This window comes from Luteolibacter sp. Y139 (assembly GCF_038066715.1).
GTDB lineage: Bacteria > Verrucomicrobiota > Verrucomicrobiia > Verrucomicrobiales > Akkermansiaceae > Haloferula > Haloferula soli.
Window position 1 is genome coordinate 747112 of the sequence record NZ_JBBUKT010000002.1, and the last position, 21321, is coordinate 768432.

The window sequence follows — 21321 nt, forward strand, 5'->3', positions numbered from 1 at the left end:
CCAGATACGCCACCGGGGGGGGGGCTCTCCTCCCCGACGGGAGCCCTCGATCATCCCCATCCCAAGCAAAAAAATTCTCACCCTGCGATGCACCGCAACCGGCGGCCACAACGTGTCACCCGATGTCGCTTTCCGCCACACAATCGGATAGACTCGGCACCCCCAAAACGGTTAGGTGTTCCCCTGTCATAGCGGGTGACCCCAAGTCGCCCAATCCTCCCCAATCTAGGTCTAGCATCCGAATGCCTGAGAATTTCTTCGAAAAGCCCATCCTTAACTCCCCCTACAACTACCCCGGCAGGCATTGGGAGCTCGATTCGGACGGCCAGCCGACGAACCGGATTACGGAAAAGCGGCGGGAATGCTCCTACATCACCCCGGTTCCCAAGCCTAAGAAGAAGAAGGCTAAGGAGGAGACCCCGGACCTCTTCGGCGGACCGAAGGGCATTTCCGTGGACGGTGAGCTGTATGACCCCACTTCGATCATCAACGAGATGCGGGGCTACATCGACCGATGGCGGAAGCTCCCGAACCCAAAGGACTGGGGTGTCACCCCCGAAACCCAACGGCTACTCCAACACTGGCGTCACCATCCGTTTGAAGGCGTCCGTCCATTCTTCTGCCAGATCGAGGCCGTGGAGACTGCCATCTGGCTCGCCGAGGTCGCGCCAAAGTTGGAGCAGGGAAAGAAGTTTCGCCGCTATTTGGAAGCCGCCAACGCGGACGCCAATCCGGAACTCTTCCGTATCGCGCTGAAGCTCGCTACGGGAGCCGGGAAAACCACGGTGATGGCCCTCCTCATCGCTTGGCAGACGGTCAACGCCGTCCGCCATCCTTCCAGCAAGCTCTACTCGCGTGGCTTCCTGATCGTCACGCCGGGGATCACGATCAAAGACCGGCTGCGCGTCTTGCTCCCAAGCGATATGGAGAGCTACTACGCGAGCCGGGAGATTGTGCCTCGCGACATGCTGGGTGACATCGCCAAGGCCAAGATCGTCATTACCAACTATCACGCCTTCAAACTCCGCGAGCGCATCAACCTCTCGGCCGGCGGCAAAAGCCTGCTCCAAGGGCGCGGCCCCGAGCTTCAGACCAAGGAGACCGAGGGCCAAATGGTTCAGCGGGTCATGGGCGAGCTGATGGGGATGAAAAACGTCGTGGTCCTCAATGATGAGGCCCACCACTGCTACCGGGAGCGCGTTGGGGCTGACGCCGAGGACACCGAAGAAGACCTCAAAGGCGACGAGAAGGCTGATGCCCAGCAGCAAAACGCCGCCGCCCGGCTTTGGATTTCCGGCATTGAAGCCGTGAAACGAAAGCTCGGCGTCCGAATAGTTTACGATCTCTCCGCCACGCCGTTCTTCCTTGCGGGTTCCGGGTATCGGGAAGGAACGCTCTTTCCGTGGGTCATGAGTGACTTCTCGCTCATGGACGCCATTGAGTGCGGGATCGTGAAGCTGCCGCGCATTCCCATTGCAGACAACGTTCCTGGTGAAGAAATGCCGATGCTCCGAAACCTTTGGGAGCACATCGGCAAATCGATGCCGAAAGGCCGTCGCGGCGCAAAGAATCTCGATCCCCTTTCCCTCCCTCCCAAGCTCACAACTGCGCTCGACGCTCTCTACGGGCACTACAAGAAGACCTATGACCTTTGGGCCGACCGCGGGATTTCGGTTCCGCCCGTCTTCATCGTCGTCTGCAACAACACCTCTTCATCGAAGCTCGTTTACGACTACATTTCGGGCTTTGAGCGGGAAGAGAGCGGCAAAACCTCATTCCACGAGGGACGGCTGGAGTTATTCCGCAACTACGACGAGCACGGACAACCGCACGCCCGACCTCGAACGCTGCTCATCGACTCCGTGCAGCTTGAATCCGGTGACTCCCTCGACTCGAATTTCCACGAAGTTGCCGCCGATGAGATTGCCCAGTTCCGCCGTGAGATCGTTGAGCGCACCGGCGATCAAGAAGCCGGTCGCAACCTTTCAGACCAGGACCTCCTTCGGGAGGTGATGAATACGGTCGGCAAGAAGGGGCGCTTGGGAGAATCGATCCGCTGCGTCGTCTCCGTGTCGATGCTTACCGAAGGTTGGGACGCGAATACGGTCACCCATATTCTTGGCGTCCGAGCGTTTGGCACCCAGCTCCTGTGCGAGCAGGTCGTTGGTCGCGGCCTACGCCGCCAATCCTACGAGCTGAATTCAGAGGGACTCTTCGACGTGGAGTACTCCGACATCCTCGGCATTCCCTTCGATTTCACCGCCAAGCCAGTCGTCGCGAATCCCAAACCGCCCAAGGAGACGGTCCGAGTCCATGCCGTTCGTCCCGACCGCGATGCCTTGGAGATCACCTTCCCCCGTGTCCAAGGATATCGGACGGAACTGCCCTCCGAGCGCCTAAGCGCCAAATTCAACGACGATCACATCCTTGTGTTAGACCCCAAGCTTGTCGGGTCCACGACGGTTCTAAACTCCGGTATTATCGGAGAGCAGATTGACCTCACACTCGATCACCTCGCCGAAGTGAGGAAAAGCACCGTGATCTACGAACTAACCAGCCACCTGCTCTTCACCAAATTCCGCGATCCTGGCGAGGAGCCGAAGATGCACCTCTTCGGCCAACTCAAGCGCATCGTCCGAGAGTGGCTCGATGGCGGCTACCTGAAGCTCGTCGGCGGCACCCAGCTCGCCCAGATCAAATACAAGGCGCTTACCGACATGGCCTGCGAGCGTATCCGAAAGGCCATCACCGACGCCCACATTGGCGAGAACAAGATTCTCGCCATCATCGATCCTTTCAACCCCATCGGTTCGACATCCTCGGTGAACTTCAACACCTCCAAGGATACCTACGCCACCAATCATGACCGATCTCACGTGAACTACGTGGTGACGGACTCCGACTGGGAGGCGGAGTTCGCCCGTGTGGCGGAGTCGCGCAAGGAGGTGCTCTATTACGTAAAGAACCAAGGTCTCGGCTTGGAAGTTCCCTACCTCATGGGAGCGGACACTCATCGCTACATTCCCGACTTCCTCCTTCGCATCGACGACGGCAAAGGCCCTGACAATCCGCTCAACCTCGTCATCGAAATTAAGGGTTACCGAGGAGAGGACGCGAAGGAAAAGGCCAGCACCATGCGCTCCTATTGGATTCCGGGGGTCAACAACCTGGGCATCTATGGACGATGGGCGTTTGCCGAGTTCACCGAAGTTTTCGCCATGGAGAAGGATTTCGAAAAGCTCCTTCAGGACAAGTTTGACCAAGCCTTCGCCGCAGCGGGCGAAGGAGAAACCCAGAACCTGATCGTCTGAGATTCCGCAACCTATGCCCCCCCTGGCAGACATTGACGTAGTGAAAGGTGTCATGGTGCGACACCTACGACAGCCCACCTTGGTCGGCCAGCTTACCGGCAAAAAGATGTCGGCGGTCGTCCCCATGGTGGAGGTCCGCTGGGGCATCAAGACAGAGTTTGTGGCATTGGCCGTCTTGGAGACCTTCGCCGATGACGACGACAATGACTTCGAATCCATCGTCGCCAAAAGCCGCTACGAAAAGATCGAAGAGTTACGCTCCCTCATGACTTTCGAAAAGCTCAGCGGCTCGTTGAGCAACGTCATGTATTCGATGCGGACGGCGGAGATCAAGTTCTTCGCCCATCAGTTCGTCCCCGTCCTGAAGTTCGTCAATTCACCGCTTAGCCGCCTGCTGATCGCTGATGAAGTAGGTCTCGGTAAAACCATCGAAGCCGGGCTGATCTGGACGGAGTGCCGTGCTCGCTATCAGGCACGCCGACTCTTGATCATTTGCCCACCAACGCTGGTTCCCAAATGGCTTCGCGAACTTCGGAACCGGTTTTCCATCGATGCGGAGGAAGCCACCGCCAAAGACCTCCAAAACAGATTCGAGCGATTCGAAAAGCGAGGTCCCACCGAATCGTTCGCCTTGGTCACCTCCTACCACGCTCTCCGTCCGCGCAGATCGGAAAGGAGGCTGCTTCAGCCATGGCTGGCGCTCCAAGGAACGGATGTCGAATTCGAGGGCAAGCCTTCGATCAAGGATTGGAAGCCCCGGCCCGCGCTTTTCCGACAGCTTTTGGAATGGGACGGCAAAGATCCCTTCATCGACCTTGCCGTTTTCGACGAAGCCCACCTGATGAAGAACACGGCGACGGCAAATCACCTGGTCGGCGACGTGATCGCCTCGTCCGCCCAAGCAGTGATCGCCTTGTCGGCCACGCCCTTGACCAACCAAAGTCGTGATCTTTACGCGCTGCTCCGGCTGGTCGATCCCGACATGTTCCGTTCCGAGGCCATCTTCCAGGACTTGCGGCGGCGAAACATCCCGGCGGTGAAGCTCGCCAGCGAGCTTTCAAAGGCTCAGATCAACATCGATCGCTGTCAGGAGCTTCTCTCAGAGATTCCGGAATCGGCGGCGCGGGACAACCTTGATCATCGCATCAGTCAGATCGGCAGCGCATCCGATCTAACAGCCGACGACCGGATCGATATCCTCGGGAAGGCGACCCGTCTCAATGAGCTAGGCTCGTTCCTCACTCGCACCCGGAAGGTCGAAATCCCAGAGCACAAGGCTGTGCGGGAGCCCGTGACGCTGACCGTCGAACCGGAAGACGAGGAGTTGGTCTTCTACAACGCTGTCCTGTCCCTTATTCGACAGCGGGTGAAGGAAAAGGGAGAGATGCTTTCGCTATTCCATCTGATTGCCCCAGCCCTTTCCATGACGAGCTGTCTGCCCCTAATGGCGGAAAAGCTTCGCAAAGGCGAATCCCGCTGGGGCGACTTGGACGATCTTGCCTATCTCGACACCGCCTATACCGAGGATTCCGACGATTCCGACTTCGTTGGTGAGAACCAGACATCCATTCTCGGCGACCGCTCATGGTTGCCGAATTTCGATTTCGAAGCGGCGGACACCAAATACACCGCGCTAAAGAAGGAGCTGTTGGGACGGGCAACGACCGAAAAGGTGATCATCTTCGCCTTCTTCAAGGGGACGCTCCATTACTTGAAGCGGCGGCTGGAGGAGGACGGCATGCGCTGCATGCTGGTGACAGGTGACGTGAAGGACCTCGATGAACGCGACCAGCTTCTTCAGGATTTCGCCAAGCCGGAGTATCGGATTCTCCTCTGCTCGGAGGTCGCCGCGGAAGGCGTAGACCTTCAGTTCTGCCGCGTCATGGTCAACTACGACCTGCCCTGGAACCCTATGCGGGTGGAACAGCGCATCGGTCGTATCGACCGCATCGGACAAGAAGCGAAATCCATCGTCATCATCAACTTCCACGTCAAAGGCACCATCGACGGGAGCATCTACACCCATCTTCACAGTAAGATCGGGCTTTTCGAGGATACCATCGGCGACCTGGAAGGCATCGTTGGCGAATACGTGAACCGCCTGACGTTGGAGCTGCTCAGCAACGACCTGACCCCCAAGCAGGTCGAGGCGCGGGTCCAGCAAGTGGCAAAAGCCATTGCGCTGGAAAGGCAGCAAATGGCTGCCATCGACCAAGAGTCCGACACGCTCCTCGGACTGCGCTCCTATTTCCACGAAACCGTCACCCGTAGCCGCTCGCTCGGTCGCTATATCAAGCCCTCCGAGCTTCGGTTGTTCACGGACGACTTCTTCGCCGAAACCTACAGCGGAGGCGACTCCTGCCAGTTGAACTGGGACAGCCCCGCCAAGGACTGTCTTGCGATCACGTTCAGCTTCCACGCTTTCGAGGACTTCAAAACCTACCTGACCAATCAGGCCCAGCCAATTCCGAAGGGTTTCAATCAAAGCACCCGGACTGGCGTCCTCACTCTCGATCCCGAGGTCCACGAGAAGCTCAAACGCAAGCACCGCAATCTGATCCTGGCGAATCACCTCCACCCCTTCGTTGGGTGGATGACATCCACCTACCAACACCGTCAAAAGAGCTGGCATCCGGCAGCTGCGGTCAAGGTCGCGACGGGTGCCGTTCCGCCCTCCGTCTATTTCTACGTGGTGATGCGCATCACGCTAAAGCACCACGTGCTTTCCAAGGAGGAGTTGCTGTTCCGCGCCATCGACGCCGAGACTCTCCAAGTTCAGCCGCTCACCGAATCGGAGGCTCTTCTCAATGACGTCCTCGACCACGGAGCCACCTGGAGCAATCCAGCCGGTTTCCCCGACCACGGCGACGCTCTTGCCGACGCTCTTGATCGATTGGAACGCGATTGCACCGAAATCCAAGATGCGTTTGCCGAGGAATTGGAACTTCGCATTAATACCAAACGCGCCCAAATCGAGAGCCACTTCACCCGCCAGATCGAGACCCAGAGGCGGCGACTGGAAAGCATGTCTCAATCGGGAAGCGCACGAGCACAGGACATTGCGGGTGCCCGCACCCGCATCGGGAACCTGGAAGTTCGCTTCAAGGAAGAGCTGGAAAATCTCGACTCCGCCGAAGAGATCACCCCGGAGTTCAAGCGAGTCGCCTGCGGTCTCATCAAAACCTGCGCTGACCGATGAACTTCTTCTTTGTCGCAGGATTCGACTTCGGTACCAGCTACTCGAAGGTGGTACTGCGTGACCAGTTCACCGGTGTCGCCAAGGTCGTCACCTTTGGCAAGAGCGCCTCCGGCCTACTCCCCTCACTCGTCCGTGTTGGTGATTCGCAAGTCGCCGGTCCCGGCGGGCTGGAACAGAAGGGAATTCTCCTTTCGTACCCCAAGCTAATCGCCGCAGATGCCGCATCGGGCAAATGCGACTTCTCCTCTCTCTACGGCGACAGTCTCAAGGATGTCCTTACCCAACTGCGAGCCAAGGACGTGAAGGGCGCGGCCCACCTGCTTCTTACCCGCTACTTCCTCAGCGTCCTCGATGGAATCCACGATTCCATCGCTGGGGACGAGGACTGGAAGGGATTCAATCCGGAGGCAGACCCACTCGTCGTCCAGATTGCCGTCCCGACCGGACTCATGTCGGATGGCGACAAGTCGGTGGACAAGCTGATGCAGGGGGCTCTTGCCTCTGCCACGCTCATGCGCAACAAGCCGAGCCAGTCATCCCCCGTTTCCACGGTGGACGAGCTTTGGGCTGCCACCAAACAGCTCGGCAAGCTATCCCCCGCCGACCGCGAGGCGCTAGACACTCGCTGCATCACCTACCCTGAGGTCGCGGCCGGAGTTCAGACTGTCCTGCGCTCCCGGAACACTCCGGATGGCAAATACATCACCCTCGATGTGGGAGCTGGCACCGTGGACATCAATGCCTTCCTTCGCCGCAGTCGTGATCGAGATGAGGACAACCCCGGGCTCGACTACTGGGCTTGCGAAGTGGAGCCCCTCGGCTTCGCCCGCTTGAACCTCGGGAAAACCCGGACCAACGTTGAGTTTCATGAAACGACAGTGAATCCCCTGCCCGAGCCGCTGTTGCTAGCAAGGCTGGGGGAAACCATCGGCCGCCTGATGGGAAATGCATTTCGCTTCCAACCCCACGCCACCACCGGCAGCGGTCCTTCGCCTTGGCGCGGTGAAACTTATGCCTACGCTTGGGGCGGGGGTGCCGCGCACCAGCCCTATCTCGATCAGTTCCGTTCCTCGCTAAACGCCCTGCGACTCAACATTCCGAATGTCAACTTGCTGCCGTCGCCCGGTGACCACTTCACCTTGCCGGCCGACTTGGAGGGCAATTTCGGCCGGCTCGCCGTCGCCTACGGTCTCTCCTACCACCAGGCAAACCTGGAGGCAGTTCGGCTGCCGCATCAGATCAAATCTTTCGAGGAGCTGCACCCGGTCCGCTGGAAAGATGCTTATCGTGGCAAAACCGGTATCTGTTCCTGCCGGGGAAATCCAGCCTGCCCAGCTTGCTTCGGAGCCGGCTTCATCGATCCCAAAAAGGAACTTATCCCCCGATGGCTGCCTTCGGGCTTCGGCACCAATCGCCACCCCACCGCTCATCGCATCAGCCGCTTCGAGCTGGCATTGGACAATCTCATCCGGGACTACCACGGCCTCGGCCATCGGATAATCCTCGCAGATCGGGTTCGCCGCATGAATGAAATCAACGAACTGCTCAAGCGCCCGGAGGTCCAGAAAAACCACGGCCTGGTGACGGACGCCCAGCACATCCTCCTCCATAACCTCGCTCTCTTCAAGGGCAGGATTCGCCTCCAAACCCTCTCCGCGGTTCCGACCACCGGTGGCTGCCGGGCCGTCGTGAACCTCCATCGGCGGCTGACCGACGAAATGGTGATCCTCCACCCTAAGCCGGATACGATCACCGTTTCGATCAACGTCCCTCCACCGCCCGATTACCTGGAGCTGGGTTGCATCATCCAAAGGAATGACCGCGGGAAGTTCTTCCTCAAAGCCACTGAGGACGTAGCCTCACCTCCATCCGTTCCCGCTGGCCCCAGAACGGTCGTCCGCGACCTTCGCCAGAACCGCCGACCTAACTCCTGATCTCTTTCCCGACTCATCCATGGCCGCAAAGAAGAAGCCCGTCCCCCTCTACAAGCAAGTCGCCAACCTCAAGCACGCTGAGGCCACGCGGAAAAACCTGCCTACCGCTGAGCATCAGTCCGTGATGGCCGAAGACGAGCGGTCGCCGGTTCGTGTCGCCTACGAGCGACGGAACCGCGACCTCGATCCTCAGCTTGTATGGCGGGGCAAGGACGAGCAGGACTGGTCCGACCTCGTCGTCCACGCACCGCCGCTCTACATTCAGGAGAAGGTCCACCCGAAAGTGCTGATCGACGATCTGACTAAGCAAACCCGCGAACGGGCTCAACTAGGTGGCTTTGAAACACTCGACCTTTTCGCCGACTTCAACGGCTTGCCGGCGGATGCGAAGTCCACCGAGTTCTATCAGCACGACGCCCATTGGACTAATCGGATGATTCTCGGAGATTCGCTTCAGGTCATGGCGAGTCTGGCAGAACGAGAAGGTCTACGAGGAAAGGTGCAGTGCATCTACTTCGATCCGCCTTACGGAATTAGATTCAATAGCAACTTCCAGTGGTCTACCACCAGCCGCGACGTGAAGGACGGCAAGGCCGACCACATCACTCGCGAGCCCGAACAGGTCAAAGCGTTCCGCGATACCTGGCGCGATGGAATCCACAGCTACCTCACCTATTTGCGCGACCGCCTAACAGTTGCACGTGATCTCCTCACCGACTCTGGCTCCATCTTCGTCCAGATCGGCGATGAAAATGTCCATCGCGTACGGGCTGTGATGGATGAGGTATTTGGAGAATTGAACTTCGTAAGTCTTATTACCGTCAAAAAGACCAGCAGCGCATCAAGCGAACTACTTGCCGGAGTTGGTGATTACCTGCTGTGGTATGGGAAACAGCATAGCGCAACCAAATACAGGCAGCCCTTCTTCAAAAAAAAGGCCGGAGACGCGGGAGCGACCCAGTATAACTTCGTTCAGAACGAAGACGGCACTCGACGTTCGCTTAAAAAAAGTGAGTCAGCAGTGGAAGCGGCAACAATTGGGAAACTCTTCGCTCATGGGGACCTCACGAGTCAGCGCCCGCCCGGCGATTTCCCGATCGAATTCGAAGGCCGAACTATACGTCCTTCGCGTGGGTACTGGAAGTCAGGCCCGCAAGGTGTTCACCGCCTCAAATTGGCGCGCCGCCTGATGCTTGTTGGCAATACTCTCCGTTACGTCAGGTTCTTTGAGGACTTCCCTGTATTCGCGGCCACCAACCTTTGGGACGACACTGTCACTTCCGGATTCGACGACTCAAAGCTCTATGTCGTACAGACGAATTCCAGCATTGTTGAGCGATGCATTCTAATGACCACTGACCCTGGTGATCTGGTTCTCGACCCGACTTGTGGTTCGGGGACCACTGCCACAGTCGCCGAGCAATGGGGTCGCCGATGGATCACAATCGACACCTCTCGCGTAGCATTGGCACTGGCACGCGCGCGAATCATGGGAGCACGCTACCCATTTTACCTCCTGGCTGATTCACGTGAAGGGCAACTCAAGGAAGCTGAAGTCACCCGCACTGCTCCGAGCACTCAACCGGTTCACGGCAACATTCGCCACGGCTTCGTCTATGAGCGCGTTGCTCATATCACACTCAAGTCTATCGCCAACAATTCCGAGATCGACGTGATTTGGGAAAAATGGCAAGAAACCTTGGAACCATTGCGGGACGAGCTAAATTCAGCTCTAAAGAAAAATTTGCCGGAGTGGGAGATTCCGCGCCAAGCGGAAAAGGGGTGGTCCGATTCAGCAAGAGTAGCCCATGACCAATGGTGGGAAGCGAGGATCAATCGTCAAAGGGAGATCGATGCCTCCATTGCCGCAAAGGCTGAATCGCAATACCTCTACGACCACCCCTATGAGGACAAGAAGACCGTCCGCGTCGCCGGCCCATTTACCGTCGAGTCGCTCTCGCCGCATCGCGTTCTCCACGTCGATGAGAACGACGAGGTTGTGGACGGCTGGCGCATCCGCGAGGACGAGCCGCAGCTCGCCCGCACCAACGACTTCGCCAGCATGATCCTGGACAACCTGCGCACCGCTGGCGTGCAGCAAGCGCACAAAGAGGACCGCATCGTCTTCTCCTCCATCACCCCGATTCCCCTCCGACTGCCGGACGGCGCGGAGAACTGCGGCTACATCTGCGCCGAAGGCCGCTACTCCGAAGGCGATTCCGAGAACGCCCCGGTAAAGCGTGCGGGCATCTTTATCGGTCCCGAATTCGGTACGGTCTCCCGTCCCGATCTTGTCGCCGCCGCCCGCGAAGCCGGCGAGCTGGGATTCGACGTGCTCATTGCGTGCGCCTTCAACTACGACGCTCACAGCGCCGAGTTCGAAAAGCTCGGCCGCATCCCGGTCCTGAAATCCCGCATGAATGCTGACCTTCACATGGCCGGCGATCTCAAGAATACCGGAAAGGGCAACCTCTTCGTCATCTTCGGCGAACCGGACATCGACATCCTCCCCACCAAGGACGGCAAAGTGCAGGTGAAGATCAATGGCGTGGATGTATTCAAGCCCTCCAGCGGTGAGGTTGTCTCCTCCGGCCCGGACGGCATCGCCTGTTGGTTCATCGACACCGACTACAACGAGGAATCGTTCTTCGTCCGCCACGCATACTTCCTCGGTCAGAACGATCCCTACAAATCGCTAAAAACCACGCTCAAGGCAGAGATCGACGAAGACGCTTGGTCCTCTCTCAAGAGCGACACCAGTCGCTCCTTCCCCAAGCCCACCACCGGCCGGATCGCCGTTAAGGTGATCAATCACCTCGGGGATGAGGTGATGAAGGTGTTTTCGGTGACGTGAACAGCTACTCTTAGATGGACTCTGACCAACTGCTGACTCTGGACGCTCTGGTGCGGTCTTTGACCGTCAATCGAGGACGATCGGTCTGCCTTCTGCTAGGTGCTGGTGCCTCTATTTCCTCGGGCATGCCAACTGCCCAACGATGTATTTGGGAATGGAAGCGGGACATCTTTTCCACGCAGAATCCTAGGCTTCGAGAATCCGTAGGAGAGTTGACTCTCGCAGGCACCAAAAAGCGTATTCAAACGTGGCTGGATCAGCGACCTGGCTACCCGCCTGAAGGCGATGCTTCCGAATACTCTTTTTTCGCCCAGGAGTGCTATCCAACCAGCGAGGACCGGCGCGCATTTTTTCAGCGGTATGTCGCAAGTTCTCGACCGCATCTGGGCTACTCTCTCCTTCCCTTACTGGCCCAGACAGGACTCTTGAGGACGATCTGGACAACCAATTTTGACGGACTGGTATCGAGGTCCTGCGCCGCCGCGAATATTACGTGCATCGAAGTTGGACTGGATTCAGCTCAACGAGCCGCACGCTCACAATCGCAAGGGGAGATTCGATTAGTATCATTACACGGTGACTACCGATACGACGAATTGAAGAATACCAGCGCAGAGCTACAACGCCAGGATCAGGCTCTTCGCGAAGAACTGCTGCACGAACTTCAAGATCACGATCTGATCGTAGTTGGCTACAGCGGCCGAGACGATTCCCTCATGGAGGTGCTTCGTTCGGCCTATGGGAAGAGAAACCCTTGCCGGCTCTTCTGGTGCGGATACGGAGCGGTTGTTCCTGAACCCGTGGACTCGCTCTTTAGAACGGCACGTGAAGCAGGTAACAGTACCTACTTCATTGACTCCGGAGGTTTTGACGACCTATTTACGCGACTGGCTCTCCGGCATCTTGACGGCGATTTGCTCGCGCAAGCAAAAGGACTATTGGATACAATGGAGGCGACGACTAGCCCGATAGCGCCGTTCACTGCTCCATCGCAGCCTCCCACTTCGATCATCAAGGGCAACGCCTACCCCCTGATTTTTCCCTCTCACGTACTGAAGGTTCCGCTTAGGTTCCCGCCCGACGTAAGGCCACGGACCTGGCTGGAGGACAATCTTCCTGTCAGCAAAGGAGCTATTGTGGGATTCAAAGACTGTGCATTGGCGTTCGCCGAAACGAGCGATGTCCTTGCTGCCTTCTCGGATGCCATTACTGGAGAGCCCATCTCCGACGCCCTTACTGAAGTTCAACTTGAGAAAGACCCTCGTATACTGTCGCTTGTCAGACGTGCACTCGTTCAATCGATCGCGAAACTGCTAGGCCTCGGTACCGATTCCAATCGGAGGGTTTGGGAGACAACGTCATACGACAAGCACACTTTCAATGGCACCCGGTATGGAATCCACCGGGCGATGTCCCTGCGACTTGAGTCGATCAACGGGAAGACGCATGTCGCGATCATGCCGGAGGTAGTCGCCACCCTGCCCGATGGCCAATTGGCCGACTTCGAGGCAACCAAGGACATCCGCATCAAGGTGTATGGCTACCAGCATAACGATGTCTTCGATCGGGACATCAGCTACTGGGTCAGACAAATGAAGGAGACGGACCTACCTGCGATCGGAGGAGGCACATTCCGAATTTCGCGTGCTCCGATCTATGCCGGGCTAGTCCAACGTGGCTTCAGCGCCCTCCCTGAGGACATTCAACGGCACGTGACTCAACGCGGATTGGTCGTGCCGGACGCCAATCTCGTTTTTAGTTCGGCTAACGGTTCGACGGAAGTTCGGAACGTGAATCCGCTCAAGGGATTGGTTCAGAACCGCCCTTGGGATTTCCAACTTACCTCCTCCGGTCTGTCGCCCTCCATCGAGATCGCGGCGATATGCCCCCCTCAAGACGCCGGGAAAATCCGTCGCTTTCTGTCTCAGTTTCAAGAGTCGTCTGACCCTGGAAAATCAGAACGCGACTACGTCCAGCCCTTTCCGGGATTCTCTGGCGCATTCGGGATACCCCTGAAGCTTCCATCTCAAGGCCAGCCCGGTTGGGCAACTCTTGACGATTCTATTTCGGGCACTGGGCTGGTCCCTTCCAAGATGCTAGCCCATCGAATCTGCCAAGCCTTGGATTCGATACGCTACCTCAAGCCAAGTGCTGTGGTGGCAATTTTCGTTCCAGAACGATGGGCCCCCTTTGAGAAGGTGGACGCGGATCAAGAACGATTTGATCTCCATCATTTCGTAAAATCCTACGCAGCGCGGCATGGGCAAAGCACTCAGTTTATCAGGGAAAGAACAGCCCTCAGCACCCAGCCGTGCAGGGTTCGCTGGTGGCTATCACTGGCATTGTATTCGAAAGCGCAGCGAACTCCTTGGCGTCTCGATAGCCTTGACGACAACACGGCTTTCGTCGGAATAGGCTACAGCATCGACGGATCAGCTGACCGAGGCCATCACATCCTGTTGGGGTGCAGCCATCTCTACAACTCCCGTGGCGAGGGGTTGCAGTTCCGACTTGGACGAGTCGAATCGCCAATCATGCGAGGACGAAACCCCTATATGTCCATCGATGACGCTCGCCGGACGGGAGAGACCATACGCGAGCTATTCTACGATGCAAAAATGCGGCTTCCGACAAGGGTGGTCGTTCACAAGCGGACCCCCTTTATTGAGGAAGAACGCAAGGGGTTGTTGCAAGGGCTGGAAGGTGTGGAAAATGTTGAACTCATCGAGATCACGATTGAAGAGTCACTCCGTTACCTCGCGTCCAAATTGGTGAATGGGAAGCCGGAGATCGACAAGTATCCGATTCCTCGCGGCGCAGCGGTTGTCCTCAATTCGACTTCGACCTTACTGTGGGTTCATGGCGTAACACCTAGCGCCCAGAACCCAAGTTGGAAGTATTACCAAGGCAAACGGCGGATACCCACCCCCCTTCTCATCCGTCGCTACAGCGGAAAATCGGACGTGACACAGGTTGCGAGCGAAATCTTGGGACTCTCCAAAATGAACTGGAACACCTTCGATTACTACTCCCGCCTGCCGGCAACCCTCGACTCAGCAAGCGCCATCGCCCGCATGGGGTCTTACCTCACCGGATTTGGCCATGCTCCTTACGACTATCGCCTTCTCATTTGAAAGCGTGGCCGACTCCAGCAGCATTTGTTAGAGACTTTCCCTCCCATTAGAAATGATCATCAAGCCAACCTCGCTTACCGTTACTCAATTGCTCGGTTCTGCAAATGAGCAGTACGTTGTCCCAGCCTATCAGAGGCGCTATTCTTGGAAAGAGCGGCAGCTAGCGGACCTTTGGGACGACATCGATGTCATTGACGGCAGCGACAACCACTTATTGGGCAGCATCGTTTGCCTCACCGGTCACCACACTGCTGGATTGAACAGGCTGGAAGTAGTGGACGGCCAACAGCGGCTCACAACCCTGAGCATCCTCCTCCATTGCATTCACGAACGCCTGAAAGCTGACGGAGCTACAGACGAGGCTCAAGAAATCGACCGACTACTCCATGCCAAACCTCTCGGTGGCAAAAGCGTTAGGAAGGTCTGTCTAGATTCGATGGATTCAGGAGAGTTCGAGTTGCTCGCAAAAGGTGAATCCGCCGAGCAACTGTGCAATTCGCAGTTAGCCAATGCCTTCGCAACCTTTCGCGGATGGGTTGCCGAGATCGATTTGGAACACTTGCGCCAATTGCTTTACCGCCTCATGAACCAAGCCATCGTGATCCGTCTCGATGTGAGCGAAGCAAAAGACGCCTTCAAACTCTTCGAAACGATCAACAATCGCGGCCTTCGCCTCAGTCCAACCGACATCATCAAGAATTTCATCCTCGGAAATTCTGCTAGATTCGGAAAGGACGAGCTGGACATGGCTCGGAGAAAATGGGGCCAACTTATTTCACACCTCGACGGTATCAATTCCGAGGCGTTCTTCCGCCATTTCCTGTGCGCCCATCTTAAGAAGCGCATTACAGCGTCGTACGTGATTCCAAATTTCAAGATGGTCTTCATGCTTGAAGTCGAAGAAGCGGAGAAGCTGCCCGAGCTTCATTGGTATACCGACGACGAGGGCTCAGACGAGGAAGAAGACGACGACGGCTACGCCGAGACGAATGGTGAAACCGTGGTCAAAGAAGAGGACTTGGACGAGATCGAGCGCGTCCCCTTCGCCACATTTTTGGATCGTCTCGTTAACAGTGCGAAAACCTACCGCGAGATCGCACTCGCCTCAACGGGTAAGCCCAAACTGGACCGACGGCTCCGGAATTTGAGAATGATCAAGTCCCTTCAGACCTTCGGATTTCTCATGGCCGTCCGAACCAGTGGATGCAGCGACGACAATTTCGAAAAGATTCTCAAGCTCACCGAGGCCTTGCTCGTCCGTCGTCACATTTGCCGAGAGCGAGCCAATGAGAACGAGACCGCTTTTGCTAAACTTTGCGGTGTCGATCCCCGAAATCCCTTGCCGGAAGTCATCGAGGCCTACCGGCTCCTCTCGCCAACAGACGAGCGATTCCGGGCAGAGTTTGCTGAGACTCGATTCATCCCCCGGCTCATCGAGCGCGCCCGGTATTGCCTCGAACAGATCGAACTGAATCGACACGGCAGGCATCCAGAACTCCTCGTAGGCGGACCGGATTTGGTTCACGTCGAGCACATTATTCCTCAGAAGATCAAGACCCGCAGAGCCAAGTCCGAGTTCGGTGATTGGCCAGCTTACCTCGGCGCGAAGTACGAAAGCCAGCATCCGAAGTTCGTTTCGAGAATCGGAAATCTCACGCTTTTTGCCGGTCCCTTGAATATCGGCGCATCCAATAATCCGTATGGTCGGAAGAAGTCGGCCTACAAGGAATCCGCAATTCACATCACGAAGGTGCTTCCCACCGACTACACGAACTTCCGGTTCGCCCAAGTTGAGGCTCGATCTGAGGAATTCGCCGATCTGGCTTTGGAAATCTGGCCCATTCCATGAACTCTATCTCGAAGAACTCCCCAATGTCTCTTCGCGCAACCGTCCTGTTCGATACGCCTCAGCACGAGCTGGCCTCGCTTCTTCGCAAGAAAATAGCTTCATCAACGAAAACCCAAATCGTAGCGGGATTTGCGACCGTCGAGGGAATGGCCGCAATTGAGGGAGCCCTTTCAGCCAATCCGTTGACGCTCGACACCTTCATTGTAGGAGCTGGAACCTATCGCGCCTACGAAGCCTTCGACCGATTGATCAACCTGAGCATTCCTCAGGACCGCCTGTTCGTCCACCTTGGACATACAAGGCTGACTGGCAACCAAGCCACATATCGCTTCTATCGGTATCACCCCATGCTCCATAGCAAGGTCTATTATATGGAGCACGAGAACGGAACCGCCTCGGCGGTAATCGGGTCTCACAACGTGACGGGATTTGCTCTCATGGGGCTAAATGGCGAGGCTGCGGTCTTGTTGGAAGGGCCCAAGGATGACCCTGAGTTTGACAAGATTCGGGGTCACATCAACGCAGCCAAGGCTGAATCCCTTCAGTATGCGCCCCAGATGAAGTTGGCTTTCTCATGGTGGACCCATCAGTTTGTCGAGGGACTTGCCGATAAGGCTAACGACGCGCCACGCGAGGGCGAGAATAAGACCACCATCGTCATTCTGTGTGAATCGAAGGACAGAAGACTCCCAAAGAGAAAGGAGAGCATTTACTTCGAACTCAGGTCGGCGCTGGGGAAAGTAAAGTCGCTCAGAGCCGAGGTACATCTCTACGTTTTCGACTCTCTTCCAGCAAGCCCGCTTGAAGCCTTAGCCAACCGCTCCCAAGCGCGAGCCTCGTTTTGGTGCAGGCCAATCGGCGTGGAGGAGGAACAGGGCGGTGTCGAACTCCTAGCCGAATGGCAGCTCAATGATGACAGGCATCCGATTCTTAAGCCCACGTCTAAGCCATTCAGGCCGAAACCGACTCCCGACATGCAGCAGGTGAGGGTCGTCGTTTACAACGAAGTCCGCGGCGATTTCGAATACCTATTCGACCCTCCTGAGCTGGGATGGGTGCCTCGGGTAGACCAAGAGAGGTCGGTTCAAGTGCCTGCGGATTTTGCCGAAACGCTTGCGCCCTTGGAAATTATTCCGTCCGAGGACCAGCCTTGGTTCCTCGTTCAAGGGTTGTCCCGTGCCGAACGCCAGAAAGATGACCGATACCTAAAAGCGTTGGACGACATGTCTCCCTCCGCTGGATCGTATTTCCTGATGTCTTTACGGAGAAAGGACCAGTCGCCAGATGAGGACGAGCCTAAGAGCCGAGGAAGGAGGAAGAAGTGACGCCCTACTTCACTCCTGACCCTCACCAATTACGCTGGGCTAAAAGAAGGGCCCAACGATACGGCGGCGGCGTAACTCGCTTCCTCGAAATAGTGTCAGAGCAAAAAGGCAAGTGCGCGCTTTCAGGCGTGCCTCTATTGTTCGACTCAGCCCATGGAACAGCGATACCGGGGCGTGGAGTTCACGCACGTTACGCGGCGCTCGATCATGTTTCACCTGCTTGCGAGTCTCAAGGATTCCAGATCGTCTGCTACGCGTTGAACGACCTCAAAGGCCATCTCCCTTATGATTGCTTCCAGGCGCTCAAAAGCACAGGAGCGTGGGAATCACTAATGACCCGTTGGAATGCCGTGCATGCCAAGCAGCCGATGGATTCGAAGGCATTTTATTCGCTTTTGAAGACGCAAGGTTAGTGAGTTTCATAATCGATTGCCCACAATGGACCCCAAATTCCATTTTGAATCGCTCACGCAGGAGTTGGAGTCGCTGAAGAATCGCGTTCGCCACTTCATCGATCATCGCCACCCACCCACCGACGGGGAATGGAAGGAATCGGTATTGCGATCCATGCTGGCGCAGCGACTTCCCGACACTGTGAAAGTGGGACGAGGATTCATTCTGCGCAGAGACCAGCCATCATCACAATGTGACGTGCTGCTCTACCGAAGCGATCATCCCATCCCATTTTGCGACGGGGATTGTGTATTCATCTCAGAAGACGCAGTGCTGGGCGTAATTGAGGTAAAAACACGCCTCGACAAGGATGAGTTCCGTCAAGCATTGGGGAAGCTCGCAGACATCGGCGCTGCGTTTACCCGGAGAGGCGAGCTTCCAATCTTGGGCCTTTTTAGCTACGAAAAGCAAGGAGATGCGAGGAAGTGGTTTTCCGAAATCATCCCCCGAATCTGTGACACAAGCCTCCGGAAGGTTGATCTGGTTAGTGTTGGCTGCGACCACTTCGCGAAGTGGTGGCAACACGATCCGAGCACGGCGGCTCCAACGAACACCACAAACCGCCACGCATATGCAAAATGGCACAGCTACACCCTTCGCCGCATGGCGGCCGGTTACTTCATTGCAAACGTGATCGACATCGTGACCGGAGGCCTAGCATCGAGAAACGATAGCATATGGTTCCCCGGTGAAGGAAAGGAAGAGATCGGCCAACGCCAGATCATTAACCCCGAGTTCAATCCCAATCCTTGAGTACTACGATGGACTTCCTCATCGCTGACACGTTCACCGATAGCCTCGCCAAGCTTACGGGGCAGGAGCAGAAGTCCGTGAAGACTGCTGCCTTCGACCTTCAGATGAACCCGGCTCATCCGAGCCTCCAATTCCATCGCGTGGAGAATTCGAAGGACCCGAACTTCTGGTCGGTTCGGGTCAATCTTGATCTACGCATCATCATCCACAAGACGGCCGGCAGTTTCTTGCTTTGCTACGTGGGGCACCATGACGACGCATACAACTGGGGACAGAGGCGCAAGATCGAGCAGCACCCACGGACGGGAGCAATCCAGATCGTTGAAGTCCGCGAGAGAGTGGAAGAAATTTCGACCTATCGCGATCCTATTAAGGAAGTCTCCGGACCGCCCGAACTTTCGCTCTTCGCCAAATTTCCGGATGATGAGCTACTCGACTACGGGGTGCCCGCCGAATGGATCGGCGACGTAAAGTCCGCTACGGAATCGACGCTCTTTGATTTGGCGGAGCACCTCCCGCAGGAGGCAGCGGAAGCCCTGCTAGAGTTGGCCACCGGAGGCACGCCTCAAAAACCAAAGACGGAAGTCGGCGGATTCGACCATCCCGATACCCAGCGGCGCATCCGCTTGGTCACCGGCGAAGCGGAACTCGCCTTGGCGCTAGAGTATCCATGGGAGAAGTGGACCGTCTTTCTTCACCCGTCTCAGCGCAGCGTGGTTGAGCGCAATTTCAACGGTCCAGCCCGAGTCTCAGGTTCGGCAGGCACTGGCAAGACCGTCGTTGCTCTGCACCGTGCCGTATTCCTAGCGAAGAAGCATCTCGGAGCCCGAATCCTGCTAACAACATTCTCCGAGGCCCTGGCGACATTGCTTCAGATCAAGCTGGAACGGCTCATCGATCCAGAGTCGGAGACAGCCAAGCGAATCACGGTTCAGAGTCTTCAGCAAGTAGCTACCGAACTAGCCGAAGGTGAGATGGAAGGCGAGGAGATGGTGTCTGACGAACGCCTCGGGGACTTGATCGCATACTCGGCCAAGCAGGCCGGTGAGACTCAATACCCTGCCCGCTTCCTGGAAATCGAGTGGAATGAAGTCGTCGATCCGTGGCAGCTCAGCGACTGGGACAGCTATCGCGACGTGCCGCGCCTCGGCCGAAAGACGCGGCTGGGCGTCAAGCAACGCGAGGCGCTGTGGCAGGTGTTCGAACGGGTTCGTGATTCTCTCCATGAACGCAATCTGACGACATGGCCGACGATTCTCAGGAAGATCACGTCCAAGATTGCGAGCGGTGCTATCCCCCGCCCCTTCGACATCGTGGTGGTGGATGAGGCTCAGGATTTGGGTGTGCCGGAGATTCGCTTTCTGGTCGCGCTCACGGGAGGAAAGCCCGATTCGCTCTTTCTGGCTGGCGACCTCGGACAGCGGATTTTTCAGCAGCCCTTTTCCTGGAAGGCAGTCGGCATCGACATTCGCGGTCGGTCCCACACCCTCCGGGTGAACTACCGGACTTCCCATCAAATTCGCCTGCATGCGGATCGTTTGTTGCCGGAATCGGTCAGCGACGTGGATGGGAATGCGGAGAGCCGCAAGGGCACTGTATCGGTCTTCAATGGCCCCCTTCCCGAGGTGCGAATCTTCGATGGCATCGACGCCGAGATCGAAGGCGTTGCGCAGGTCCTGCTCGACTGGACGGCAGAGAAGCTATTGCCGGACGAACTGGGCATCTTCGTGCGAAGCGAGGCGCAGCTCGCTCGCGCTCGGGCGGCGCTCAAGGATGCCGGACTCGGCTGGGTGGAGCTGGAGAGAAACAGCAGGCCGGTTAGAGGCAAGGTGTCTCTCTCAACCATGCACCTCGCAAAAGGACTGGAGTTCCGGGCAGCGATTGTGATGGCGTGCGACGATGAGGTTCTACCGCTTCAGGATCGGGTGGAAACGGTCGCCGATGAAGCCGACTTGGAGGAGGTCTATACAACCGAGCGCCACCTTCTCTACGTAGCCTGCACCCGTGCGAGAGATCGCCTGCTCGTTTGCGGCGTGGACCCGGAGTCGGAGTTTCTTGGAGACCTTGGGCTCTAGCGGTTTCGTATACCAGGTTACAAGCAGGACATCTCCGCACGAAGGTGCACGAGATTTCAAAGATTGATGTGCCCCCTCTCGGCCGACCCGACAATGAACATCGATCACCACTTCATTCTAACCTCCTCTCTTGAAGCCGACACTCGTGCCATCTGCGGACCTGAAAGACGTGTCGTGGGGACGCCCGGGCACGCCGTCGCTGAAAGGTTCATTGCGCGACGGATGGAGAAGATCGACCTCCACACCTACGACGGTCCTCACCTCGCCATGCCTTATCAGTGGGAGAGACTGACTTTCACAAACTTCGCCGGGGTGGTGCGCGGACGCAATTTCAAGCTCCCACCCATTGTCATCGGAGCGCACTACGACAGTGCGTTAGAGGCCCCCCTGTGCCGACGACAATGGTGCCGCGATCTCTGTTTGCCTGGCTCTTG

General features: G+C 57.0%; 10 protein-coding genes. All 10 read left to right on the forward strand.

Features of this window, described 5'->3' with window-relative positions; genetic code table 11:
* Positions 1-242: 242 nt before the first annotated feature.
* Genes WKV53_RS08045 through WKV53_RS08090 form a run of 10 tightly spaced genes read left to right on the forward strand, consistent with a single transcriptional unit; the run spans position 243 to position 20887 of the window.
* The gene (locus WKV53_RS08045) at positions 243-3311 is read left to right on the forward strand and encodes a BPTD_3080 family restriction endonuclease (RefSeq protein WP_341404026.1); all 3069 of its coding nucleotides are present in this window, start codon (positions 243-245) and stop codon (positions 3309-3311) included.
* Positions 3312-3363: 52 nt separating this feature from the next.
* The gene (locus WKV53_RS08050) at positions 3364-6510 is read left to right on the forward strand and encodes a helicase-related protein (protein ID WP_341404028.1); all 3147 of its coding nucleotides are present in this window, start codon (positions 3364-3366) and stop codon (positions 6508-6510) included.
* Positions 6507-8444 carry a hypothetical protein gene (locus tag WKV53_RS08055; RefSeq protein ID WP_341404030.1) on the forward strand — a complete coding sequence of 646 codons (1938 nt, stop codon included), beginning with the start codon at positions 6507-6509 and terminating at the stop codon, positions 8442-8444. Before WKV53_RS08050 ends, WKV53_RS08055 begins: the two co-directional genes overlap by 4 nt.
* A gap of 19 nt (positions 8445-8463) precedes the next feature.
* Complete coding sequence (locus WKV53_RS08060) at positions 8464-11298, forward strand: site-specific DNA-methyltransferase (RefSeq protein ID WP_341404032.1); 2835 nt, start codon at positions 8464-8466, stop codon at positions 11296-11298.
* Positions 11299-11312: 14 nt separating this feature from the next.
* On the forward strand, positions 11313-14432 hold the full coding sequence (locus WKV53_RS08065; protein ID WP_445974770.1) for an SIR2 family protein: 3120 nt from the start codon (positions 11313-11315) through the stop codon (positions 14430-14432).
* A 52-nt stretch (positions 14433-14484) separates the two neighbouring features.
* Positions 14485-16281, forward strand: a complete 1797-nt coding sequence (locus tag WKV53_RS08070; protein ID WP_341404036.1) for a DUF262 domain-containing protein — start codon at positions 14485-14487, stop codon at positions 16279-16281.
* Positions 16278-17606, forward strand: a complete 1329-nt coding sequence (locus WKV53_RS08075) for a phospholipase D-like domain-containing protein (RefSeq protein ID WP_341404038.1) — start codon at positions 16278-16280, stop codon at positions 17604-17606. Before WKV53_RS08070 ends, WKV53_RS08075 begins: the two co-directional genes overlap by 4 nt.
* Entirely contained in the window at positions 17603-18019 is a 417-nt protein-coding gene (locus tag WKV53_RS08080) for a hypothetical protein (protein ID WP_341404040.1), read from the forward strand. The genes WKV53_RS08075 and WKV53_RS08080 overlap by 4 nt, the downstream gene beginning before the upstream one ends.
* A gap of 25 nt (positions 18020-18044) precedes the next feature.
* Positions 18045-18812 carry a DUF6602 domain-containing protein gene (locus WKV53_RS08085; RefSeq protein ID WP_341404042.1) on the forward strand — a complete coding sequence of 256 codons (768 nt, stop codon included), beginning with the start codon at positions 18045-18047 and terminating at the stop codon, positions 18810-18812.
* Between the two features lie 8 nt (positions 18813-18820).
* Positions 18821-20887, forward strand: a complete 2067-nt coding sequence (locus WKV53_RS08090) for a UvrD-helicase domain-containing protein (RefSeq protein ID WP_341404044.1) — start codon at positions 18821-18823, stop codon at positions 20885-20887.
* Positions 20888-21321: the final 434 nt, after the last annotated feature.